The organism is Sphingobium sp. IP1 (assembly GCF_002708645.1).
Taxonomy (GTDB): domain Bacteria; phylum Pseudomonadota; class Alphaproteobacteria; order Sphingomonadales; family Sphingomonadaceae; genus Sphingobium; species Sphingobium yanoikuyae.
The window spans coordinates 86,516-105,185 of sequence record NZ_NOIW01000007.1 but is presented as its reverse complement, the minus strand read 5'-3'; the positions used below and the strand labels follow the sequence as shown (position 1 = coordinate 105,185).

The window sequence follows — 18,670 nt, the reverse complement described above, 5'->3', positions numbered from 1 at the left end:
CCACCACCAGTTGCAGCCCCGCGCGATGGGCCGCCACCGCCCGCACCAGCCGGGGGATATTCTTGACCGCGCGCAGCCCCGCCAGCGTGCCGACCAGCAGCTTGCCCGGCGTGCGCACCAGCCCCGGTATCGCATCCGGTGCCGGTGCCTGCGCATAGCGCGCCACATCGATGCCGTTGCGGATCAGATGCACCTTGCCCGCCGGCTGCTTCCACGCCTGATGCGCGATCCGCTCCAGCCGGGCCGAGGGCACGACCAGCGCCTGCGCCCGGCCCAGCGCCATGCGCCGATAGAGATTGCGCTGCGGCTTCAGCCCCGCGGCCTCATCGGCGTTGAAGCCATCCTCATGATGGATCAGCGGCGGCAGGCGCATCGACCGGGCGAACAGCCGGTGCGCCATCACCCCGTCCATCGCCCCCCAATTATAGCCCAGCACCAGGTCATAGCCGGACAGGAACTGCGCGATCGCGCGGAACCGCGCCAGCCCCGGCCGCCCGGCAAAGGGCGGCGCTTCGGGAAAGTCGACCGGCACCTGCGGCTCGATCGCGCTGCGGGCGGCAAGCGCCTCGGGCGCGGCGCTGACGATGCTGTGCCGCGCCTTGTCGCCCCAGATGTTCATCAGCCGGATCGCGCGGGCTTCCTTGCCGCCCAGCGTGAAGCTGCCATGGATATGCAGGATGCGCGGCGGATCGCCCCGCCTCACGCCGCCGCCATCAGCCACGCAGCACGCGTTCCAGCAAATGGTCGATCCCGGCCGCCGCCTCCGGCTCGTCCAAAGCCGGCGCATGGCCGACATCGGGCACCGTCACCAGTTCCGCGCTTGCCCCCACCTCGCGCGCCATCCGTTCCGCCGTCGGCGCGCTCAGCAGGTCCGACCGGCCACCGCGCAGCAGCAGCGTCGGAATACCGTGGAAAGCCGCCATTACCGGCCACATGTCGACACCCGCCTCGCCACCGGGCGCGCGCAGCGGCTCGGCGATGCGCATGTCATAGTCGAGCACGATCCGCCCGCCGCTGTTCAGCCGATAGAGGCGCTTGGCCATGGCCAGCCATTGTTCCAGCCCATAGGCCGGATAGACATCGCCATTCGCTTCCTCCAGCGCGCGGGCCGCATGGACCCAGCTCGGGTGCGACTGACCCACGCCCACATAGCCGCGAATCCGCTCCAGCCCCGCCTCGTCCAGCGTCGGGCCGACATCGTTCAGCACCGCACCCGCCAGCCATTCGCGATGGGTCGCGGCGATCAGCATGGTGATGATCCCGCCCAGCGACGTGCCGACGGCCACAAAGCGGGTGATCGCCAGGTCCGCCAGTAACCGGCCGATATCCTGCAAATAGGTCAGCGGCACATAGCTCATCGGATCCTTGGCATAGGCGCTTTCCGCGCGCCCCCGCATATCCGGGCAGATCACCCGCCACTCGCCCGCCAGCCGCTGCGCCAGCGGCTCGAAATCGCGCGCATTGCGGGTCAGCCCCGGCAGGCACAGCAAGGGCGGCCGCCCGTCCTCACCGCCCGCATAGTCGCGATAATGCAGCCGCAGTCCATCCGGGGACCACCAATATGCGTCACTATAGCCGGTCAAGCTTGATCCTTCCGCCCATGCTCCCCCATATCGCCGCATGGACAACAAGCCGCAAGCCGCCAATTACCACCCCGCCACGGAAATCACCGCGCTGATGCCCGACATCGCCGATCCGGTGCATGCTGCCGACTTTCCGCAGACCCTGTTGCGCTTCCGCAATGACCGCGCTGCCGCATCGGTCGGCCTCGATCATCTGAGCGACGAAGAGTGGATCGCCCATTTCGGCCGCTTCACGCCGCTGCCCGGCACGCTCCCCCAGCCGCTCGCCCTGCGCTACCATGGTCATCAGTTCCGCCATTATAATCCCGATATCGGCGACGGCCGCGGCTTCCTGTTCGCGCAGATGCGCGACGCGGATGGCCGCCTGCTCGACCTTGGCACCAAGGGATCGGGCCAGACCCCCTATAGCCGCTTCGGTGACGGCCGCCTGACGCTCAAGGGCGGCGTGCGCGAGATTTTGGCGACCGAGATGCTGGAGGCGCTGGGCGTCAACACGTCCAAGACCTTCTCGATCATCGAGACCGGCGAGGCGCTGGAGCGCAATGACGAACCCTCGCCCACGCGCGGCGCGGCAATGGTCCGCCTCAGCCATTCGCATATCCGCATCGGCAGCTTCCAGCGCGCCGCCTATATCGAGGATAATAGGTTGCTCGAACGGCTGACCGACTATGCCCTCACCCGCCTGTATGGGGAGAAGCCCGGCGACAATCCGCCCGCCCAGCTGCTCGGCCGCGTGGTCGATCGCACCGCCGACCTTGCCGCCAGCTACATGGTCGCCGGCTTCGTCCATGGCGTGCTCAACAGCGACAATATCAATGTCACCGGCGAAAGCTTCGACTATGGCCCCTGGCGCTTCACGCCGCTGTGGGACGCCGGCTTCACCGCCGCCTATTTCGACCATGCCGGCCTCTACGCCTTCGCCCGCCAGGCCGAGGCGATCCATTGGGACGTCGCCCAGCTCGCCGTGTCGCTGCGCCCGCTTACCGAGGCACCACCACTGATCGAACAGCTCGAACGCTTCCCCGCCCTCTATGCCCAGGCGATGCAGCGCCGCTTCTGCTGGCGCCTCGGCGTTCAACCGGGCACGGACAGCGCCGCCATGACCGAAACCGCCGTGCGCGCGATGATGACCACCGCGACGCCAATCGACATCTTCTTCCACGACTGGCGCGGCGGCACACCCCGCAACCCCGTCCGCTACAGCGAACCCATCTGGGCCGAACTGCGCGACCAGCTGGCCGACCATGCGCCCGTCCCCGGCGCCCGCGACCACGCCTATTGGTCGGACGAAGCCCCCTGCTCCATGCATATCGACGAGGTGGAAGCGATCTGGAGCGCCATCGACCAGTCCGACGACTGGTCCCCGCTCCACGCCAAGGTCACCGCCATCCGCCGCATGGGCGAGGCGCATGGGGCAGCGCCGGAACTGCCGTGAAAAGGGCCAAGGCCCGGCAAAGCGAGTGTCACCACACCTGATCGCGTGGCGGAATGGGGTGGGAAGCGGTCTGCCCGATAATCCTCCCCAAGCTTGCTTGGGGAGGGGGACCGCCGAAGGCGGTGGAGGGGCAATGGCGTTGCGTTTGCGCCATGCCCCTCCGTCAACGCTTCGCGCTGCCACCTCCCCAAGCAAGCTTGGGGAGGAATGAGAAACGTCTGCTTTTGGTCGCTTCCAGACCGCCCAACTCAGCTTTCCTACTCGGCCGGTCTCTGATCTACCCTTCGACATGGATCAATCACACGATCTTCAGGCCATCTCGCGGTCGCTCCGCAACCGCCTGCTGGCGCATGGGCGTCGCTTCACTGTCGCCCCACTGTCGCGTCACCGACGCGTGGTGATGACCCGGTTTCGATGCGTGTGTCGCTTCACAGGCGCGTCGTCGGCGCGTCGCAGGAGCATCACCGGTGCTTTTCCCCAAAATCAGCCTCACGACACTGTGAACTTCGACTGTCGCGTCGATTTCGGGTCGAGACCCGCCAGCAATTTTCAGGAAGAAGCCGGATCCGTCCGGCCGATTACCGCTGATCGCAGCAGCGTAACACGGAAAAAGCGTCCCGCCTTTGCCCCGGAAGGCGGGACGGGACGCTCCATCGGTCGCAGGCCGCCCCGTGATAACCATGCGCGGGCCGCGTCCGTCGAACCAACGATATGGGCAAAAGGTCGTTCCCGGGTTGATCGCAGCCCTGCCGCGATCCGTCGCAAAATCTGCCCCATCAGGGCAGCCTCCCGACTTCGTATCGCCAGGAGGCACTGCACCTCAGCGCCGGGCAAGCTGGACGGCCGACTTGTGGCTGATGGTCAGGCCCGCATCGGCCCAATCCTGCCTGCTGCGGCAATCGACGCGCGGCACCAGCGTGCTGGGCTGCACTTCGCGGAAGCAGTAGCGGTCGGTCTTTTCTTCATAGCTGACCTTGGCGTTGCCGAACTTGCCCACGGGCTGGGCGAAGGCGGGTGCGGCAGCAACGGTCATGGCGGCGGCAGCGGCGATGATGGCGATGGTCTTCATGAGCAAATTCCTTCCCTGATTTTGATGGATCGGTGGCGTTGGCGTTCAGCGCTGGGCCAGTTGGACGGCCGGCTTGCGGCTGATGGTCAGGCCCGCGTCGGCCCAATCCTGCCTGCTGCGGCAATCGACGCGCGGCACCAGCGTGCTGGGCTGCACTTCGCGGAAGCAATAGCGGTCGGTCTTTTCTTCATAGCTGACCTTCGCGTTGCCGAACTTGCCTTCGGGCTGGGCGAAGGCCGGCGTGGCGGCAACGGTCATGGCGGCAGCGGCGGCGATGATGGCGATGGTCTTCATGAGCAAATTCCTTCCCTGAAATCTCGTTCCGCGACCCCGATCGGGTCGTGCCAGGAGCATTGCAGGGGCCGTGCCAATTTGCCGAAAGCCCGGAAAATCGGGCTTCAGTTCGCGCAGACCATATTTATCGCACGAAAATTACACCAACAGTCGGCGTTAAATTTTTATATTTGGCATTTTTCGCATAACGCAATCCACCGCAGCTTCGCCACGCATCAGCAAAGCTTTATTGTCAATCAAATCAGTAGTGATAAAATCGCCCCATAGATTTGGAGGTGCAGATGACGATTCACACCCTGTCGGATGACCAGACCCCCACCATCCTGACCGTGCCCGGCCTGATGAACAGCGGTCCGGGCCATTGGCAAAGCCTTTGGGAAAAGGCGCTTCCCGACTGCCATCGGGTCGAACTGGGCAGCTGGGACGCGCCCCATCGCAATGCCTGGATCACCAATCTGGGCCATGCCATCGCCCAGGTTGACGGGCCGGTGATCCTGGCCGCGCACAGCCTTGGCTGCCATGCGGTCGCCTGGTGGGCAGCGTTCGAAACCGGACAGTTGCGGGACAAGGTGGCCGGCGCCCTGCTTGTGGCGCCGCCGGAAGTGGACAGCGGCGCGGTCGACCGCCGCCTCGTCGGCTTCGGCCCCACGCCCAAGGGGCTGCTCCCCTTCCCCTCGATCGTCGTCGCCAGCCGCAACGATCCCTATATCGACTTTGCCAGCGCCCGGCGGCTCGCCCAATTCTGGGGCAGCCAGTTCGCCGACGCGGGCGAAAGCGGCCATATCAACGCCGCGTCGGATCTGGGCGAATGGAATTTCGGCCAGTTCCTGCTCCACCGCCTGACCGATCGGACGACGCCGGCCGATCTTGCCGCGGTCCGCAACGAAGAAGCCCGGCGCAGCGCCGAAATGTCGATCCGCTACGGCTTCTGATCGCTGCTGACAGGCGGTCGCGCTGTCCTATTCGACGGCAGGATGGTACAGGATCGATCCGGCACGGGCGCCCAGCCCGGCCGGATCGGCCCAGCATCATAAAATTTCCAACTTCGGTTCTTAAATGCCCAAATATGCGGGAAATATGGGAAGTTAAGCGGAACATTTCCTATTGGCCGAACGTAGAAGAGCGCCCTCCATGCCCCGCTCTTCCTTCGTTAACCATTTTCGGTCATATCCTGCACCATGTCCGCCGCGCTGACGTCCCATGAACCCGCGACCGGCGCCCTGCTATGGCAGGGCGAAAGCGGCGACGTGGACGATATCGTCGCCCGCGCCCGCTCCGGCTGGCCGCGCTGGGCCGCGCAGCCGGTCGCCTTCCGCATCGAAACGCTGCGCCGCTTCGTCAATGTCGTGCGCGCCCATGAGGAAGAACTGGCCGACCTGATCGCCCGCGAAACCGGAAAGCCGCTATGGGACGCCCGGACCGAGGTGACGGCGGTGATGGCCAAGATCGACACATCGGTCGCCGCCTATTCCGAACGCACCGGCCAGCGCCGGCTGGAGGCCAATCTGGGCGCCCGCCAGTCGGTGCGGCACAAGCCCCATGGCGTGATGGCAGTGCTTGGCCCCTATAATTTCCCGGCCCATCTGCCCAATGGCCACATCATCCCGGCGCTGCTGGCGGGCAATGCCGTCATCTTCAAACCGTCGGAAAAAACCCCGGCAGTCGGCGAGATGCTGGTGCGCTTCTATCATGAGGCGGGCGTCCCGACCGACGCCGTCCAGTTGCTGCTCGGCGGCGCGGAGGAAGGCAAGGCGCTCGCCGCCCATGCCGATGTCGCGGGCATATTGTTCACCGGATCGGCCCAGACCGGCATCGCCATCAACCGCCAGTTCGCGACCCAGCCGGGCAAGATCCTCGCGCTCGAAATGGGCGGCAACAATCCGCTGGTCGTCTGGGATACGCCGGAAATCGGCGCCGCCGCCGCGCTGGTCATCCAGTCCGCCTTCCTGTCGAGCGGCCAGCGCTGCACCGCCGCCAGCCGGCTGATCGTGCGCGACGCCATGGCCGACGCCCTGATCGCGGAGGTCAAGAAGCTTGCCGACCGGCTGATCGTCGATCACCCCCATGCCGATCCGCAGCCCTATATGGGGCCGGTCATCGACAATCCGACCGCCGATGGCCTGACCGAAAGCTTCCTCTATCTGATGAGCCATGGCGGCCGGCCGATCAAGCATATGGTCCGGCCGCAAAAGGGCCTGCCCTTCCTGACGCCCGCGATCATCGACGTGACCGCGATGAAGGAACGGCCCGATGTCGAGCTGTTCGGCCCACTGCTCCAGATCGTGCGCGTGCCCGATTTCGAAACCGCCATCGCCGAAGCCAATAGCAGCCGTTATGGCCTGTCCGCCTCGCTCGTCGGCGGCAGTCCCGAACAATATGCGCAATTCTGGGGCAACGTCCGCGCCGGCGTGATCAACTGGAACCGGCCCACCAATGGCGCGTCGGGCACCGCCCCGTTCGGCGGCGTCGGCGTATCCGGCAACCACCGCCCCAGCGCCTATTATGCCGCCGATTATTGCGCCTATCCGGTCGCATCGGCCGAGATCGAACAGCCCCGCGCCACCATCGGCATCGGGCTCAAGGACATCGACGTCAGCGCCATGGGCGATTGACAACCCGGCTACTGGACAAAACTTTTCCTAAGCCCCTCCATATCCATTCTGAATTGAAACTCCGTCGCCCTTTCGCCATGTGGCGAGCATGGCTGACATTGCACCTGCTACCGTCCACCTGGTGGGCGCGGGACCGGGCGACCCGGAACTGCTGACCATCAAGGCCGTGCGCCTGATCCGCGACGCGCGCCTGATCGTGCATGACGGGCTGGTGTCCGACGACATATTGGCGCTGGCCGGGCCTCAAACCGAACTGGTATCGGTCGCCAAGCAGCGCAGCCGCCATTCCATGCCGCAGGAGGCGATCAACGCCCTGCTGGTCCGCTTTGCCCTGGCCGGTGAGCCGGTCGTCCGCCTGAAGGGTGGCGACCCCTTCATCTTCGGCCGTGGCGGCGAGGAAGTGGATGCCTGCCGCGCTGCCGGCGTGCCGGTCGAGGTCGTGCCGGGCATCAGCGCCGCGATCGGCGCCGCCGCCCAGGCGCAACTGCCGTTGACCCATCGCGAGGCGTCAAGCGCGGTCAGTTTCGTCGCCGGCCAGTGCAAGGGGCTTACCGATCAGGATTGGTCGGGCCTTGCGGGAAAAGGCCGCACGCTCGTCATCTATATGGGCGTCGCGACCGCCGCCGACATCGCCGACAAGCTGATGGCCGACGGCGTGTCGCCGGCAATCCCGGTCGCGGTGCTGGAAAATGGCACGCGCGCCGATATGCGCAGCCTGCGCACCCTGCTCGCCGATCTGGGCGACATGGTGGCGCGTGAAGAAGTCAAAAGCCCGGCCCTGATCGTGGTCGGCGACGTGGCAGCCCATGCCCTGGCACGCGATGTGCTGGCGGACTGGGCTGCAAAAGGGGAGAGTATTTCGGAGATGCGTTCGTGAAGATCCTGACGGGCAATGATCTGGTGACCGGTGATGTCATCTGGTGGGCCGGCGACGGCTGGTCGCGCCAGGTCGGCGACAGCGCCGATGTCGGCGAACAGGGCGACGACCTCGTCCGCACCGAGGAAGCGGCGCTGCGCGTCGTCGGCGCTTATGTGATCGACGCGACCGTCACTGACGAGGGCGTGCGCCCGGCCCATATCAAGGACCGTATCCGCGCCCTTGGCCCCACGGTCCGCCCCGACCTCAATTTGAAACCGAATGACGCCGACGCCGGCAACTGGGTGATCTGACATGTATCGCTACGACAGCTATGACCAGTCCATCGTCGACGCCCGCGTCGATGAATTTCGCGACCAGGTGCAACGCCGCCTGACCGGCGCGCTGACCGAGGATCAGTTCAAGCCGCTGCGGCTGATGAACGGCCTCTATCTCCAGCTTCACGCCTATATGCTGCGCGTCGCCATCCCTTATGGCACCCTGTCCGGCAAGCAGATGCGCAAGCTGGGCGAGATCGCGGCGAAGTACGACAAGGGCTATGGCCACTTCACCACGCGCCAGAACCTGCAATATAACTGGATCAAACTGGCCGATGCGCCCGACATCCTCGCCGAACTGGCGACGGTGGAGATGCACGCCATCCAGACCAGCGGCAATTGCATCCGCAACATCAGTTCCGACCAATATGCCGGCGTTAGCGCCGACGAGGTGGCGGACCCTCGCCCCTGGGCCGAACTGCTGCGTCAATGGTCGAGCTTCCACCCGGAATTCACCTATCTGCCGCGCAAGTTCAAGATTTGCGTGATTGCCAGCGACGATGATCGCGCGGCGATGCGCCTGCACGATATCGGCCTGAAGCTGGTGTCGAAGGATGGCATCATTGGTGCCGAAGTCTATGCCGGTGGCGGCATGGGCCGTACCCCAATGGTCGCGCCGCAAATCAGGGATTTCGTGGCCGAAGAGGAGATCGTCTCCTATCTGGAGGCCTGCCTGCGCGTCTATAATCGCTACGGTCGCCGCGACAACAAGTATAAGGCCCGGATCAAGATCCTGGTCCATGAGATCGGCGTCGAGGAATATAAGCGCCAGGTCGAGGAAGAGTTCGCCCATATGCGCGAACTGGGCCTCAACCCGCCGACCGAGGAACTAGATCGCATCCGCGCCTTCTTCGCCAACCCGGCCTATGAAACGGGCCTGAGCGAAGAAATCGACCGTGCCGATCCGGCCTTCGCCCTGTGGGTCGACCGTCAGGTTGCAGCCCACAAGCAGCCCGGCTATGCGATCGTCAATATCAGCCTGAAGCCGCTGACCGGCATTCCCGGCGACGCGTCGGCGGAACAGATCGAACTGGTCGCGTCGCTGGCCGAGCAGTACAGCCTCGACGAACTGCGCGTCACCCATGCGCAGAATCTCGTCCTGCCGCATGTCAGGAAGGCGGATCTCTACGCCATCTGGCAGAAGCTGGACGAAGCGGGTCTGGCCGAGGCTAATCTCGACCTCATCACCGACATCATCGCCTGTCCCGGCCTTGATTATTGCGCGCTGGCCAATGCCCGTTCGATCCCGCTGGCACAGAAGATCGCGCAGCGCTTCGCCGACAATGCGCGTCAGACGGAACTGGGCGAGCTGAAGCTCAAGATTTCGGGCTGCATCAATGCCTGCGGCCACCATCATGCCGGCCATATCGGCATTTTGGGCGTCGACCGGAAGGGCGTGGAGAATTTCCAGCTGCTGCTCGGCGGATCGGGCGCGGAGGATGCGTCGCTCGGTCAGATCACCGGCCCCGGTTTCTCCGAAGACGGCGTGGTCGACGCGATCGAGAAGGTCACCGACATCTACCTCGCCGAACGCACCGACGGGGAGCGCTTCCTCGACACCTATCGCCGCATCGGCATGAAGCCCTTCAAGGAGGCGATCTATGGTTGAGTTCCTCTCCTTCCGCGACGGTGAAGCCGCACAGGAACCGGCCGTCACGGTCGAATCCTTCACCGGCCAGTCCAACGCCACCGCCGTCCGCATCGAGCCAGGCGAGGATGCGCGCGAACTGCTGCCCCATCTCGACCGCCTCTCGCTGGTCGAGGTGAACTTCCCGGCCTATGGCGACGGGCGCGGCTATTCGGCCGCGCGCATCCTGCGGGAATCGGGCTATCAAGGCGAATTGCGCGCCGTAGGCGACGTGCTGGTCGACCAGATCAACGCCATGCGCCGCTGCGGCTTCGACAGTTTCCACCCCGCCAAAGCCCTGGATGACGCCGCCGTGGAGCGTGCGCTCACCCGCTATGCCGACGTCTATCAGAAGACGATCGATGGCCGTCAGCCCGTCTGGGCGAAACGGCATCCGGAGAAAATTGATGGCTGAACCTGCCCGCCAGATCCCAGAGCGGCTAGTAGATGTGATCGATGCCCGCCCCGTCTTTACCCAGGGGGATGCCGATGCGCTCAACGCGCGCTTCGAGGGTGTCGATACGCTGACCATGCTCAAGACCGTGTTTGCGGAAGGCCTCGCCGGCAATGTCGGCGTCGTCTCTTCCTTCGGCACGGAAAGCGCGGTGCTGCTCGATCTGGTGGCCAAGGCCGACAAGGCTATCCCGGTGATCTTCGTCGATACGCAAAAGATGTTCGCCGAGACGCTCAACTATCGCGACACGCTGGTCGCGCGGCTGGGTTTCACCAACAGCAGCGTGGTCGCGCCCGACGCCGCCGTGCTGGCCAAGAAGGACGAAACCGGCCTGCGCTGGTCCTATGATCCCGACGGCTGCTGCGAAATCCGCAAGGTCGAGCCGATGAAGCGTGCCAAGGCGAGTCTGGACGCCTGGATTTCTGGCCGCAAGGCCTTCCAGTCGGTCACGCGCCAGAACCTGCCCCGCTTCGAGGTCGAGGACGGCCGGCTCAAGATCAATCCGCTGGGCGACTGGACCAAGACCGATCTGGAAGCCTATTTCGAGGCCGAACAACTGCCGCGTCACCCGCTGGAAGCACAGGGCTATCTGTCGATCGGCTGCGAACCCTGCACGTCCAAGGTTCTGCCGGGCGAAGACCCGCGCGCCGGCCGCTGGCGCGGTTGGGACAAGGTGGAGTGCGGCATCCATTCGCCGGTGACGCCGATCCCCGTTATCGATCCGGAAGACCCGGCAAACCTGCCCGCCTTCTGATCGCACCGGGCGCCCTGCGGGGCGCCCGTCCCTTATCTTATTGTAACATTGCGTAACAAGCACGGGCGCGCGCTGGACCTGTCGTGTCAGCAGCGCAATACACTCCCCCCTTTCCAACGGGACTTAAGGGAGTCGCCCCATGGATCGTCGTCAATTCCTGCTTTCCTCGGGCGCGGTTGCGCTCGCCACCGCCACGCCCCGTGCCCTGGCCCAGGCGGCTGGCGCCGATGATGCGCGCCTGTCGGCCGCCTTCGCCACCGCCTTCGAGCGCCAGCTCGACCTGTCGCCGGCCATGGTCACCAGCCTCGGCCTCGACAAGGGCGCCCGCTCCGCCGCCAAGAGCCAGCTCGACGACAACAGCAAGTCGGGCACGATGAAGAAGCTGGCCGCTACCCAGGCCGCGATCAAGGAGTTCAAGGGTTATGAGGGCGCCGCCTTGTCGGATGCGCAGCGCCTGAACCTGGAGGTCATCCTCTATTCGCTCGACCAGCAGACGGTCTCCCCGGCAAAATTCGGCCTCAACAGCGTCCAGCGCCCCTATCGCATCTTCCAGCAGGGCGGCAGCTATTTCCAGACGCCCGATTTCCTGAACACCGCACACACCATCAACACGGCCGGTGATTGCGACGCCTATGTCGCCCGCCTCGACGCCTTTGCCCGCAACCTGCGGACCGACACCGCTCTGCAGCGGGACGAGGCCGCGCGCGGCTATCTCGCGCCCGGCTGGTCGCTCGACCTGACGCTTGGCCAGATGAAGAAGCTGCGCAGCCAGCCCGCCGCGACCAGCAGCCTGGTCCAGTCGCTGGTGAAGCGCGCTGCGGCCAAGGGCGTGACCGGCGACTGGCAGGCGCAGGCCGCCGCGATCGTCGAAAAGGCGATCTACCCCGCGCTCGACGAGCAGATCGCCGCGATCGAGGCATTGAAGTCCAAGACCGCCGCCGGCGACGGCGTATGGCGCACCCCGCGCGGCGACGAAATCTATGCTGCCGCCCTCAAGCAGGCGACCACCACCGATCTTAGCGCCGACCAGATCCACGCCATGGGGCTGGAGCAGGTCGCCGACATCAGCGCCAAGCTGGACGTGATCCTGAACGGCGCCGGCTTCACCAAGGGCAGCGTCGGCGAAAAGCTCGCCGCGCTCAACGTCGACCCGGCCCAGCTTTATGCCGACAGCCCGGACGGCCGCGCCGCCCTGCTCGCCCAGCTCAACCGCGACCTCGACGCCATGAAGGCAAAGCTGCCCCAGGCGTTCACGACCATCCCCAATACCCCGCTGGAAATCCGCGCGGTGCCGGTCGAGATCCAGGATGGCGCCTCCAACGGCTATTATAACCGCGCCGCGCTCGACGGCTCGCGCCCGGCCATCTACTTCATCAACCTGAAGGACGTCGGCGACTGGCCGAAATATGGCCTGCCCGCCCTCACCTATCATGAAGGTGTGCCCGGCCATCACCTCCAGATCTCGACCGCGCAGACTGCCGGTGACGTGCCGATGCTGCGCAAGGTCGCCTTCATGAGCGCCTATAGCGAAGGCTGGGCGCTCTATGCCGAGCAACTGGCCGACGAACTGGGCGGCTATGCGACGCCGATCGACCGTGCCGGCTATCTCCAGTCCTTCCTGTTCCGCGCCGCCCGCCTGGTGGTCGACACCGGCATCCATTCCAAGCAGTGGAGCGTCAAGCAGGCGACCGATTACATGGTCGAGAAGACCGGTTTTGCCCGCCCCCGCTGCCAGCGCGAGGTCGAGCGCTATTGCACCCAGCCTGGCCAGGCGACCAGCTACAAGGTCGGCCATGGCAGCTGGACCAAGGCCCGCGAAAAGGCGCAGGCGCTGCTGGGCGACAAGTTCGATATCAAGCAGTTCCACGCCGTTCTTGAGGAAGGCGCGATGCCGCTGTCGATCCTGGAAAAGCGGATCGAGGATCGCGCCCGCGCCCTCGCGCAGGCCTGACAAAGGACAAGCGGGTCCGGCCTTCCCTCAAGGCCGGACCCGTTGCATGATCACAAAAGAACAAAGGGGTATCGCCATGCTTCGTGCCGCGCAGATTTCGACCGCCGCCCTGATGATCGCCGCGCTCGCCGCGCCGATCGCCGCCCAGACCGATCCGATGACCCCGGACAAGGTCGATGTCTATGATCCGGCCCGGCCGCAGGCGGACTATGTGCGCAAGGAAGTGATGATCCCGATGCGCGACGGGGTGAAGCTGTTCACCGTCATCGTCATGCGCAAGGGCACGAGCCACGGCCCCATCCTGCTGACCCGCACCCCCTATGATGCCGGCAAGGCGACCAGCCGCAACCGCAGCCAGAGGATCGAGGAAATCCTGCCGGTCATGGACGCCGATTTCGTCAATGACGGCTATATCCGCGTCTATCAGGACGTACGCGGCCTGCACGGGTCGGAGGGCGACTATGTCATGACCCGGCCGCTGCGTGGCCCGCTCAACAAGACCGATGTCGACAACAGCACCGACGCCTATGACACGATCGACTGGCTGGTGAAGAATGTGCCGGAAACCAACGGCAAGGTCGCGATCACCGGCTCCTCCTATCCCGGTTTCACCTCGCTGATGGCGCTGATCGATCCACACCCCGCGTTGAAGGCCGCCGTGCCGCAGAGCCCGATGGTCGACGGCTGGATGGGCGACGACTGGTTCCACAATGGCGCGTTCCGCAATTTCGGCTTCGGTTACAGCCTGTCGCAGACCGCCAAGAAGGGCGGCGGCGCCATCCCGATGGGTAATGGCGACGAATATACGACGATGCTGAACGCCGGATCGGCCGGCGACTTCGCCCGCGCCTATGGCCTCGACGCCTTCCCCTCGGTCCGCAAGCTGCTCGAACATCCGGCCTATGACGCCTATTGGCAGGAACAGGCGGTCGACAAGCTGCTGGCCAAGCGCACGCTGACCGTGCCCACCATGCTGGTCGTGGGCCAGTGGGACCAGGAAGACAGCTATGGCGCGCCAGCGGTCTACAAGGCGCTGGACCCCCAGGACAAGAAGAATGACATGGTCAGCCTGGTGATCGGTCCCTGGCGCCATAGCGGCGTCAATTATGAGGGGCGCAGCTTGGGCGATCTGCAGTTCGAGGGCGATACCGGCCGCCAGTTCCGCGTCGGCACGATGAAGCCCTTCCTCGACCATTATCTCAAGGACAATCCGCCCGCCGGCTACACCATGCCCGGCTCGCTCACCTACGCCACCGGCATCGACAAATGGGAAACCCGCGCCAAATGGCCGGGCGGCACGCCGACGCCGCTCTATCTCGGTGCCAGCTACAGCCTGTCCTGGGCCAAGCCCGCAGCGGCGGGCAGCGACTCCTATGTCTCCGATCCAGCCAAGCCGGTGCCCTATCTGCCCCGGCCGATCCATCAGGACCAGAATGAGGCCTGGCGCACCTGGCTGGTCAAGGACCAGCGTTTCGTCGATGGTCGGCCCGATGTGCTGACCTATGTGACGCCGGTGCTGGACAAGGAGGTCCATATTGCCGGCCAGCCGATGGTCGACCTGTTCGCCGCCACCAGTGGCACCGACAGCGACTGGGTGGTGAAGCTGATCGACGTCTATCCGGAAGAGAACACCGCCAATCCGGTGATGGCCGGATATGAACTGCCGATCGGCATCGACATTTTCCGGGGCCGCTACGCCCATGGCTTCGACAAGCCGCAAGCACTGACGCCGGGCAAGGCGGAAAATTACAAGTTCGGCCTGCCCAATGTGAACCATGTGTTCAAGCCGGGCCATCGCATCATGGTGCAGATCCAGTCCAGCCTGTTCCCGGTCTATGACCGCAACCCGCAGACCTATGTGCCGTCGATCTTTGATGCGAAGCCGGGCGACTACAAGCCGGCGACCCAGAGCGTGCAATATGGCGCGGCGGGCGCCAGCGCGATATGGTTGCCGATCGTCAAATAAGCGGATGGCATGGCGCCGCCGCGATCAAGGGAGGGCATGATGGCGGTTGAACTGAAGATCCTGGCCTGGGCCTGCGTCCTGCTGCTGGTCCATATCTTCGCGGCGGCGCATCTCAAGACCAAGCAATATGGCCTGAAATGGAATACCGGGGCGCGGGATGAAAACCTGCCCCCGCTCGATCCCGTCGGCGGCCGGCTGGTTCGCGCCCAGGCGAATTTCCTGGAAACCTTCCCGATCGCGATCATCGTCCTGTTCGGCGTGGTCGTGGCCGGCCGCACCAGCGAATGGACGGCGATCGGCGGCTGGCTGTGGCTGGTGTCGCGCGCGCTCTATCTGCCGCTCTATGGCCTGGGCGTGCCGGTGGTCCGCTCGCTCGCCTATCTCGCCAGCATGATCGGCCTGTGCATCGTCTTCAAGGCGTTCGTCGCCGGCTGAACCGGGTGGCGGCGGACATGTCCGCCGCCATGCCCGCTTATTCGAGGTCTTCGAGGTAGGAGCTGCCCTCCGCGAGATCCGAGAAGCGCGTGATCTTGGCGTCGAACTTCATGCGGATACGGCCGGTCGAACCGTGACGCTGCTTGGCAACGATCACTTCGGCCAGGCCGTAGATGCGCTCCATCTCCTGCACCCATTCCTGATGCTCGGGGCCTTCCTTGTTGCCCGGTTCCTTGGCGGCGACATAATAATCCTCGCGGAACACGAACCAGACCATGTCCGCGTCCTGCTCGATCGAGCCCGATTCGCGAAGGTCGGACAGCTGCGGACGCTTGTCCTCGCGCTGTTCCACCGCACGGCTGAGCTGCGACAGCGCCAGCACCGGCACATGAAGTTCCTTCGCCAACGTCTTCAAACCACGGGAAATTTCCGAAATTTCATTGACGCGGCTATCGCCCGCCTTGCCGCTGCCCTGCAGCAGCTGGAGATAGTCGACGACGATGAAGCCGACATCATGACGGCGCTTGAGGCGACGAGCGCGGGTCCGCAGCGCCGCGATCGTCAGGCCCGGCGTATCGTCGATGAACAGCGGCAGTTCCTGAAGGTCGCGCGCGGCGCGCGACAGGTTCTGGAAGTCCGCACGGCTGATCTTGCCCATACGCAGCGCTTCGCCGCTGATGCCCGATTGTTCGGCCAGAACGCGGGTCGCGAGCTGGTCGGCCGACATTTCGAGGCTGAAGAAGGCGGTCTTGGCGCCCATATTCTTTTCCGGCGGAATGCCGTCATTATGGTCGCGCAGCCAGCGCGACGCCGCATTATAGGCGATATTGGTCGCCAGCGACGTCTTGCCCATGCCCGGACGACCGGCCAGGATCATCAAGTCGGAATTGTGCAGACCACCGATCTTCTCGTTGAGGCTGTTGATGCCGGTGGTGATACCCGACACATGGCCGCCGCTGTTGAGCGCACGTTCAGCCACCTGTACCGCCATGGTAGAGGCCGAAAGGAAGCTCTTGACCGACCCGCTCTCGCCCTCGCCTTCCGACACTTTGTAAAGCGCGACTTCGGCCAGCTCGATCTGCTCACGCGGATTGACATCCTCGCTGGTATCCAGAGCATTATCAACCAGTTCTCGACCGACATTCACAAGCTGGCGAAGCAGGGCAAGGTCATAGATCTGGGTCGCGAAGTCGCGTGCACCCAGCAGCGCCGCGCCGCTGCCGGTGAGCTGCGCCAGATAGGCCGCGCCGCCCAGCTCCTTGAGCGCCGGATCTTGTTCCAGCATCGGCTTGAGCGTCACCGGATTGGCGATCATGTCGCGCTCGATCAGGCGCATCACCGCCTCATAGATACGACCATGCAGTGGCTCGAAGAAATGTTCGGGCTTCAGCTTGAGCTGCACATCCTCCGCGATGCGGTTGTCAATCATCAGCGCGCCGAGCAGCGCAGCCTCCGCTTCGACGTTGCGCGGCAGTTCCAGCCCGCCCTCTTCGGGAGCGGCATTGAGTTTCACGAGTTCGACCATGGGCCCTCATCGCGCCACGACGCGGGTCGCGCAAGGGCGAAGGTTGAAACAACCGCATCTCCCCCGCCACAAGTCCCGCTTGCTTTTCGTGGCCCGCCGCCGCACTGACAGCAGACCCGCCATGGCCGATCCGCGCATCATAGACATCAAGCTCGACGAGCGCACCATCTTGTGGCGCAACGCGGATGTCGAGCAGGAACGGCGCATCGCCATTTTCGACCTGCTGGAAGATAATCATTTCGCGCCCGAGCGCGTCCATGCCGACGGCTATGCCGGCCCCTACAAGGTGGTGCTGCGGGTCGAAGAAGGGCGCCTGGTTATCGAGATCAATCGCGCGGACGACAGCCCGCTGGAGGCGATCATCCTGGGCCTGGGCCGTTTCCGCCGGCCGATCCGCGAATATTTCGCGATCTGCGACAGCTATTATCAGGCGATCAGCAATGCCTCGCCCGCGCAGATCGAAACCGTCGACATGGCCCGGCGGGGCATTCACAACGACGCAGCGGACATGCTGAAGGAGCGGCTGGAGGGGAAGATCGCGGTCGATTTCGACACCGCGCGCCGCCTGTTCACACTTATCTGCGTCCTGCACATCAAGGGGTAATATCATCGGGCGTTTGACTTTGGGGGGCTTGCTGGTCCGCTTGGGGGCGGTTCTGGCAATCATCATGGTGCTGGGTTCGGCACTGTGGATCTATGCACGCGGATGGGCTCCGAACCGTGACGAATATCCGACCCAGGGCGTATCGGTGACATCCGACAATGGCTTGGTCGAATGGGGCACGCTGGCCGCGCAGGGGGCGGACTTCGCCTATATTCGCGCGGCCAGGGGCGCCAGCCTGCGCGACCCGCTGTTCGCCGCCAACTGGCGCGGCGCACGCGGCGCGGGCATGCGCTATGGCGCGGCGCTGGACTATAGCCTGTGCGCCAAGGCCGTCGATCAGGCGACCCAGTTCATGACCACCGTGCCGCGCGACAATGCCGCCCTGCCCCCGGTCATCCGGCTGGGATTCGATCCGTCCTGCACCACGCGGCCGGGCCGCGACCAGGTGCTGTCGGAACTCAACACGCTGGTCAATCTGGTCGAAAGCCATGCCGGCAAGCCCGCCCTGCTCAACATCAGCGCCGATTTCGACGCCCAATATGACATTGCCAGCGGCATCAACCGGACCTTGTGGGTCGATGGCAATTTCTTCGCGCCCGATTATGCCAAACGGCCCTGGGTGATGTGGACAGCCAGCAACATGCGGCATATCGACGGCGTCGACGGACCGATCAGATGGGATGTGGTGGCACCATGAGTGCAGAAGACAAGAATATCGCCGCGCTGGTCGCGGCAGCACGCGGCGCGCTGGCCCATGCCCATGCGCCCTACAGCCGCTTTGCCGTGGGCGCCGCCGTGCGCCTGACCGATGGCAGCATCGTCACCGGCAGCAATTTCGAAAATGCGAGCTACGGCCTGTCGCTGTGCGCCGAAACGGTCGCGCTGGCGACCGTCAACGCGCAGGGCCGCCTGGCCGATGTCGCCGAGATCGCGGTCGTCGGCGGCGGCATGGCGGCGGACGGCAGCGTCGGCGGCGAGGCGATCGTCAGCCCCTGCGGCCGATGCCGTCAGGTCATCAACGAGGCCGAACAGATGGCCGGCCGCACCCTGGCCATCTATTGCGTCGCGCCCGAAGGTGACGGCCTGGTCGAACATCGCGTTGCCGACCTGTTGCCCCACGCCTTCGGCCCGGCCGACCTTGGCATCACCCCTGCACAGAAGAGCTGA

19 protein-coding genes are annotated in these 18,670 nt (G+C 65.0%); 14 read left to right on the top strand and 5 right to left on the bottom strand.

The window, feature by feature from the left end:
• Both CG471_RS03980 and CG471_RS03975 read right to left on the bottom strand, forming a co-directional pair.
• Nucleotides 1-721, bottom strand: a 721-nt coding sequence (locus CG471_RS03980) for a glycosyltransferase (RefSeq protein WP_143560139.1), incomplete at its 3' end; no start/stop codon positions are given.
• Nucleotides 714-1,583: an alpha/beta fold hydrolase gene (locus tag CG471_RS03975; protein WP_099230772.1), complete on the bottom strand. Its 870-nt coding sequence runs from the start codon at nt 1,581-1,583 to the stop codon at nt 714-716. The genes CG471_RS03975 and CG471_RS03980, both read right to left, overlap by 8 nt.
• Before the next feature lie 37 nt (nt 1,584-1,620).
• Here CG471_RS03975 and CG471_RS03970 point away from each other — a divergent pair, with 37 nt between their 5' ends.
• Nucleotides 1,621-3,018, top strand: a complete 1,398-nt coding sequence (locus CG471_RS03970) for a protein adenylyltransferase SelO family protein (RefSeq protein WP_099230770.1) — start codon at nt 1,621-1,623, stop codon at nt 3,016-3,018.
• Nucleotides 3,019-3,838: 820 nt separating this feature from the next.
• Here the strand turns inward: CG471_RS03970 and CG471_RS03965 are convergent.
• Together CG471_RS03965 and CG471_RS03960 are read right to left on the bottom strand one after the other, a co-directional pair.
• A complete protein-coding gene (locus tag CG471_RS03965; RefSeq protein ID WP_069337251.1) occupies nt 3,839-4,087 on the bottom strand; it encodes a hypothetical protein in 249 nt (82 codons plus the stop codon).
• Nucleotides 4,088-4,132: 45 nt separating this feature from the next.
• The gene (locus tag CG471_RS03960) at nt 4,133-4,381 is read right to left on the bottom strand and encodes a hypothetical protein (protein WP_099230768.1); all 249 of its coding nucleotides are present in this window, start codon (nt 4,379-4,381) and stop codon (nt 4,133-4,135) included.
• Between the two features lie 281 nt (nt 4,382-4,662).
• Between CG471_RS03960 and CG471_RS03955 the strand changes: the two genes are divergently transcribed.
• From CG471_RS03955 to CG471_RS03910, 10 genes are all read left to right on the top strand, one after another.
• Complete coding sequence (locus CG471_RS03955) at nt 4,663-5,313, top strand: alpha/beta hydrolase (protein WP_180275603.1); 651 nt, start codon at nt 4,663-4,665, stop codon at nt 5,311-5,313.
• 246 nt (nt 5,314-5,559) lie between these two features.
• Nucleotides 5,560-6,993, top strand: a complete 1,434-nt coding sequence (astD, locus tag CG471_RS03950) for a succinylglutamate-semialdehyde dehydrogenase (RefSeq protein ID WP_004212228.1) — start codon at nt 5,560-5,562, stop codon at nt 6,991-6,993.
• Between the two features lie 88 nt (nt 6,994-7,081).
• Entirely contained in the window at nt 7,082-7,870 is a 789-nt protein-coding gene (gene cobA / locus CG471_RS03945; protein WP_048936929.1) for a uroporphyrinogen-III C-methyltransferase, read from the top strand.
• Nucleotides 7,867-8,163 carry a DUF2849 domain-containing protein gene (locus CG471_RS03940; protein WP_037520914.1) on the top strand — a complete coding sequence of 99 codons (297 nt, stop codon included), beginning with the start codon at nt 7,867-7,869 and terminating at the stop codon, nt 8,161-8,163. Before cobA ends, CG471_RS03940 begins: the two co-directional genes overlap by 4 nt.
• A 1-nt stretch (nt 8,164) precedes the next feature.
• Entirely contained in the window at nt 8,165-9,796 is a 1,632-nt protein-coding gene (locus CG471_RS03935; RefSeq protein WP_099230764.1) for a nitrite/sulfite reductase, read from the top strand.
• Nucleotides 9,789-10,229, top strand: coding sequence for a DUF934 domain-containing protein (locus tag CG471_RS03930; protein ID WP_004212223.1), 441 nt, complete (start codon nt 9,789-9,791; stop codon nt 10,227-10,229). The genes CG471_RS03935 and CG471_RS03930 overlap by 8 nt, the downstream gene beginning before the upstream one ends.
• Nucleotides 10,222-11,022, top strand: coding sequence for a phosphoadenylyl-sulfate reductase (locus tag CG471_RS03925; RefSeq protein WP_097382852.1), 801 nt, complete (start codon nt 10,222-10,224; stop codon nt 11,020-11,022). Before CG471_RS03930 ends, CG471_RS03925 begins: the two co-directional genes overlap by 8 nt.
• Nucleotides 11,023-11,161: 139 nt before the next feature.
• Nucleotides 11,162-12,973, top strand: coding sequence for a DUF885 family protein (locus tag CG471_RS03920; RefSeq protein WP_099230762.1), 1,812 nt, complete (start codon nt 11,162-11,164; stop codon nt 12,971-12,973).
• Nucleotides 12,974-13,049: 76 nt separating this feature from the next.
• A complete protein-coding gene (locus CG471_RS03915) occupies nt 13,050-14,939 on the top strand; it encodes a CocE/NonD family hydrolase (RefSeq protein WP_099230760.1) in 1,890 nt (629 codons plus the stop codon).
• 39 nt (nt 14,940-14,978) lie between these two features.
• Nucleotides 14,979-15,374 carry an MAPEG family protein gene (locus tag CG471_RS03910; protein WP_004212218.1) on the top strand — a complete coding sequence of 132 codons (396 nt, stop codon included), beginning with the start codon at nt 14,979-14,981 and terminating at the stop codon, nt 15,372-15,374.
• Nucleotides 15,375-15,411: 37 nt separating this feature from the next.
• Here the strand turns inward: CG471_RS03910 and CG471_RS03905 are convergent, their stop codons facing one another.
• Nucleotides 15,412-16,899 (bottom strand): replicative DNA helicase, encoded by a 1,488-nt coding sequence (locus CG471_RS03905; protein ID WP_010339984.1) that lies wholly within the window; start codon nt 16,897-16,899, stop codon nt 15,412-15,414.
• Between the two features lie 121 nt (nt 16,900-17,020).
• Here CG471_RS03905 and CG471_RS03900 point away from each other — a divergent pair, with 121 nt between their 5' ends.
• The 3 genes from CG471_RS03900 to CG471_RS03890 all read left to right on the top strand — a co-directional run bounded on the left by CG471_RS03900 (nt 17,021) and on the right by CG471_RS03890 (nt 18,670).
• Complete coding sequence (locus tag CG471_RS03900; protein WP_010339983.1) at nt 17,021-17,503, top strand: UPF0262 family protein; 483 nt, start codon at nt 17,021-17,023, stop codon at nt 17,501-17,503.
• Between the two features lie 64 nt (nt 17,504-17,567).
• Nucleotides 17,568-18,200: a GH25 family lysozyme gene (locus CG471_RS03895; protein ID WP_099230780.1), complete on the top strand. Its 633-nt coding sequence runs from the start codon at nt 17,568-17,570 to the stop codon at nt 18,198-18,200.
• Nucleotides 18,197-18,670 carry a cytidine deaminase gene (locus tag CG471_RS03890; protein WP_004212214.1) on the top strand — a complete coding sequence of 158 codons (474 nt, stop codon included), beginning with the start codon at nt 18,197-18,199 and terminating at the stop codon, nt 18,668-18,670. The genes CG471_RS03895 and CG471_RS03890 overlap by 4 nt, the downstream gene beginning before the upstream one ends.

Bases quoted from the DNA above. Each gene is read 5' to 3' on its own strand.
- CG471_RS03900 (WP_010339983.1), top strand. From the start codon at position 17,021: ATGGCCGATCCGCGCATCATAGACATCAAGCTCGACGAGCGCACCATC.
- CG471_RS03960 (WP_099230768.1), bottom strand. From the start codon at position 4,381: ATGAAGACCATCGCCATCATCGCCGCCGCTGCCGCCATGACCGTTGCC.
- CG471_RS03970 (WP_099230770.1), top strand. From the start codon at position 1,621: ATGGACAACAAGCCGCAAGCCGCCAATTACCACCCCGCCACGGAAATC.
- CG471_RS03935 (WP_099230764.1), top strand. From the start codon at position 8,165: ATGTATCGCTACGACAGCTATGACCAGTCCATCGTCGACGCCCGCGTC.
- CG471_RS03910 (WP_004212218.1), top strand. From the start codon at position 14,979: ATGGCGGTTGAACTGAAGATCCTGGCCTGGGCCTGCGTCCTGCTGCTG.
- cobA (WP_048936929.1), top strand. From the start codon at position 7,082: ATGGCTGACATTGCACCTGCTACCGTCCACCTGGTGGGCGCGGGACCG.
- CG471_RS03965 (WP_069337251.1), bottom strand. From the start codon at position 4,087: ATGAAGACCATCGCCATCATCGCCGCTGCCGCCGCCATGACCGTTGCT.
- CG471_RS03895 (WP_099230780.1), top strand. From the start codon at position 17,568: ATGGTGCTGGGTTCGGCACTGTGGATCTATGCACGCGGATGGGCTCCG.
- CG471_RS03955 (WP_180275603.1), top strand. From the start codon at position 4,663: ATGACGATTCACACCCTGTCGGATGACCAGACCCCCACCATCCTGACC.
- CG471_RS03915 (WP_099230760.1), top strand. From the start codon at position 13,050: ATGCTTCGTGCCGCGCAGATTTCGACCGCCGCCCTGATGATCGCCGCG.
- astD (WP_004212228.1), top strand. From the start codon at position 5,560: ATGTCCGCCGCGCTGACGTCCCATGAACCCGCGACCGGCGCCCTGCTA.
- CG471_RS03930 (WP_004212223.1), top strand. From the start codon at position 9,789: ATGGTTGAGTTCCTCTCCTTCCGCGACGGTGAAGCCGCACAGGAACCG.
- CG471_RS03920 (WP_099230762.1), top strand. From the start codon at position 11,162: ATGGATCGTCGTCAATTCCTGCTTTCCTCGGGCGCGGTTGCGCTCGCC.
- CG471_RS03925 (WP_097382852.1), top strand. From the start codon at position 10,222: ATGGCTGAACCTGCCCGCCAGATCCCAGAGCGGCTAGTAGATGTGATC.
- CG471_RS03890 (WP_004212214.1), top strand. From the start codon at position 18,197: ATGAGTGCAGAAGACAAGAATATCGCCGCGCTGGTCGCGGCAGCACGC.
- CG471_RS03905 (WP_010339984.1), bottom strand. From the start codon at position 16,899: ATGGTCGAACTCGTGAAACTCAATGCCGCTCCCGAAGAGGGCGGGCTG.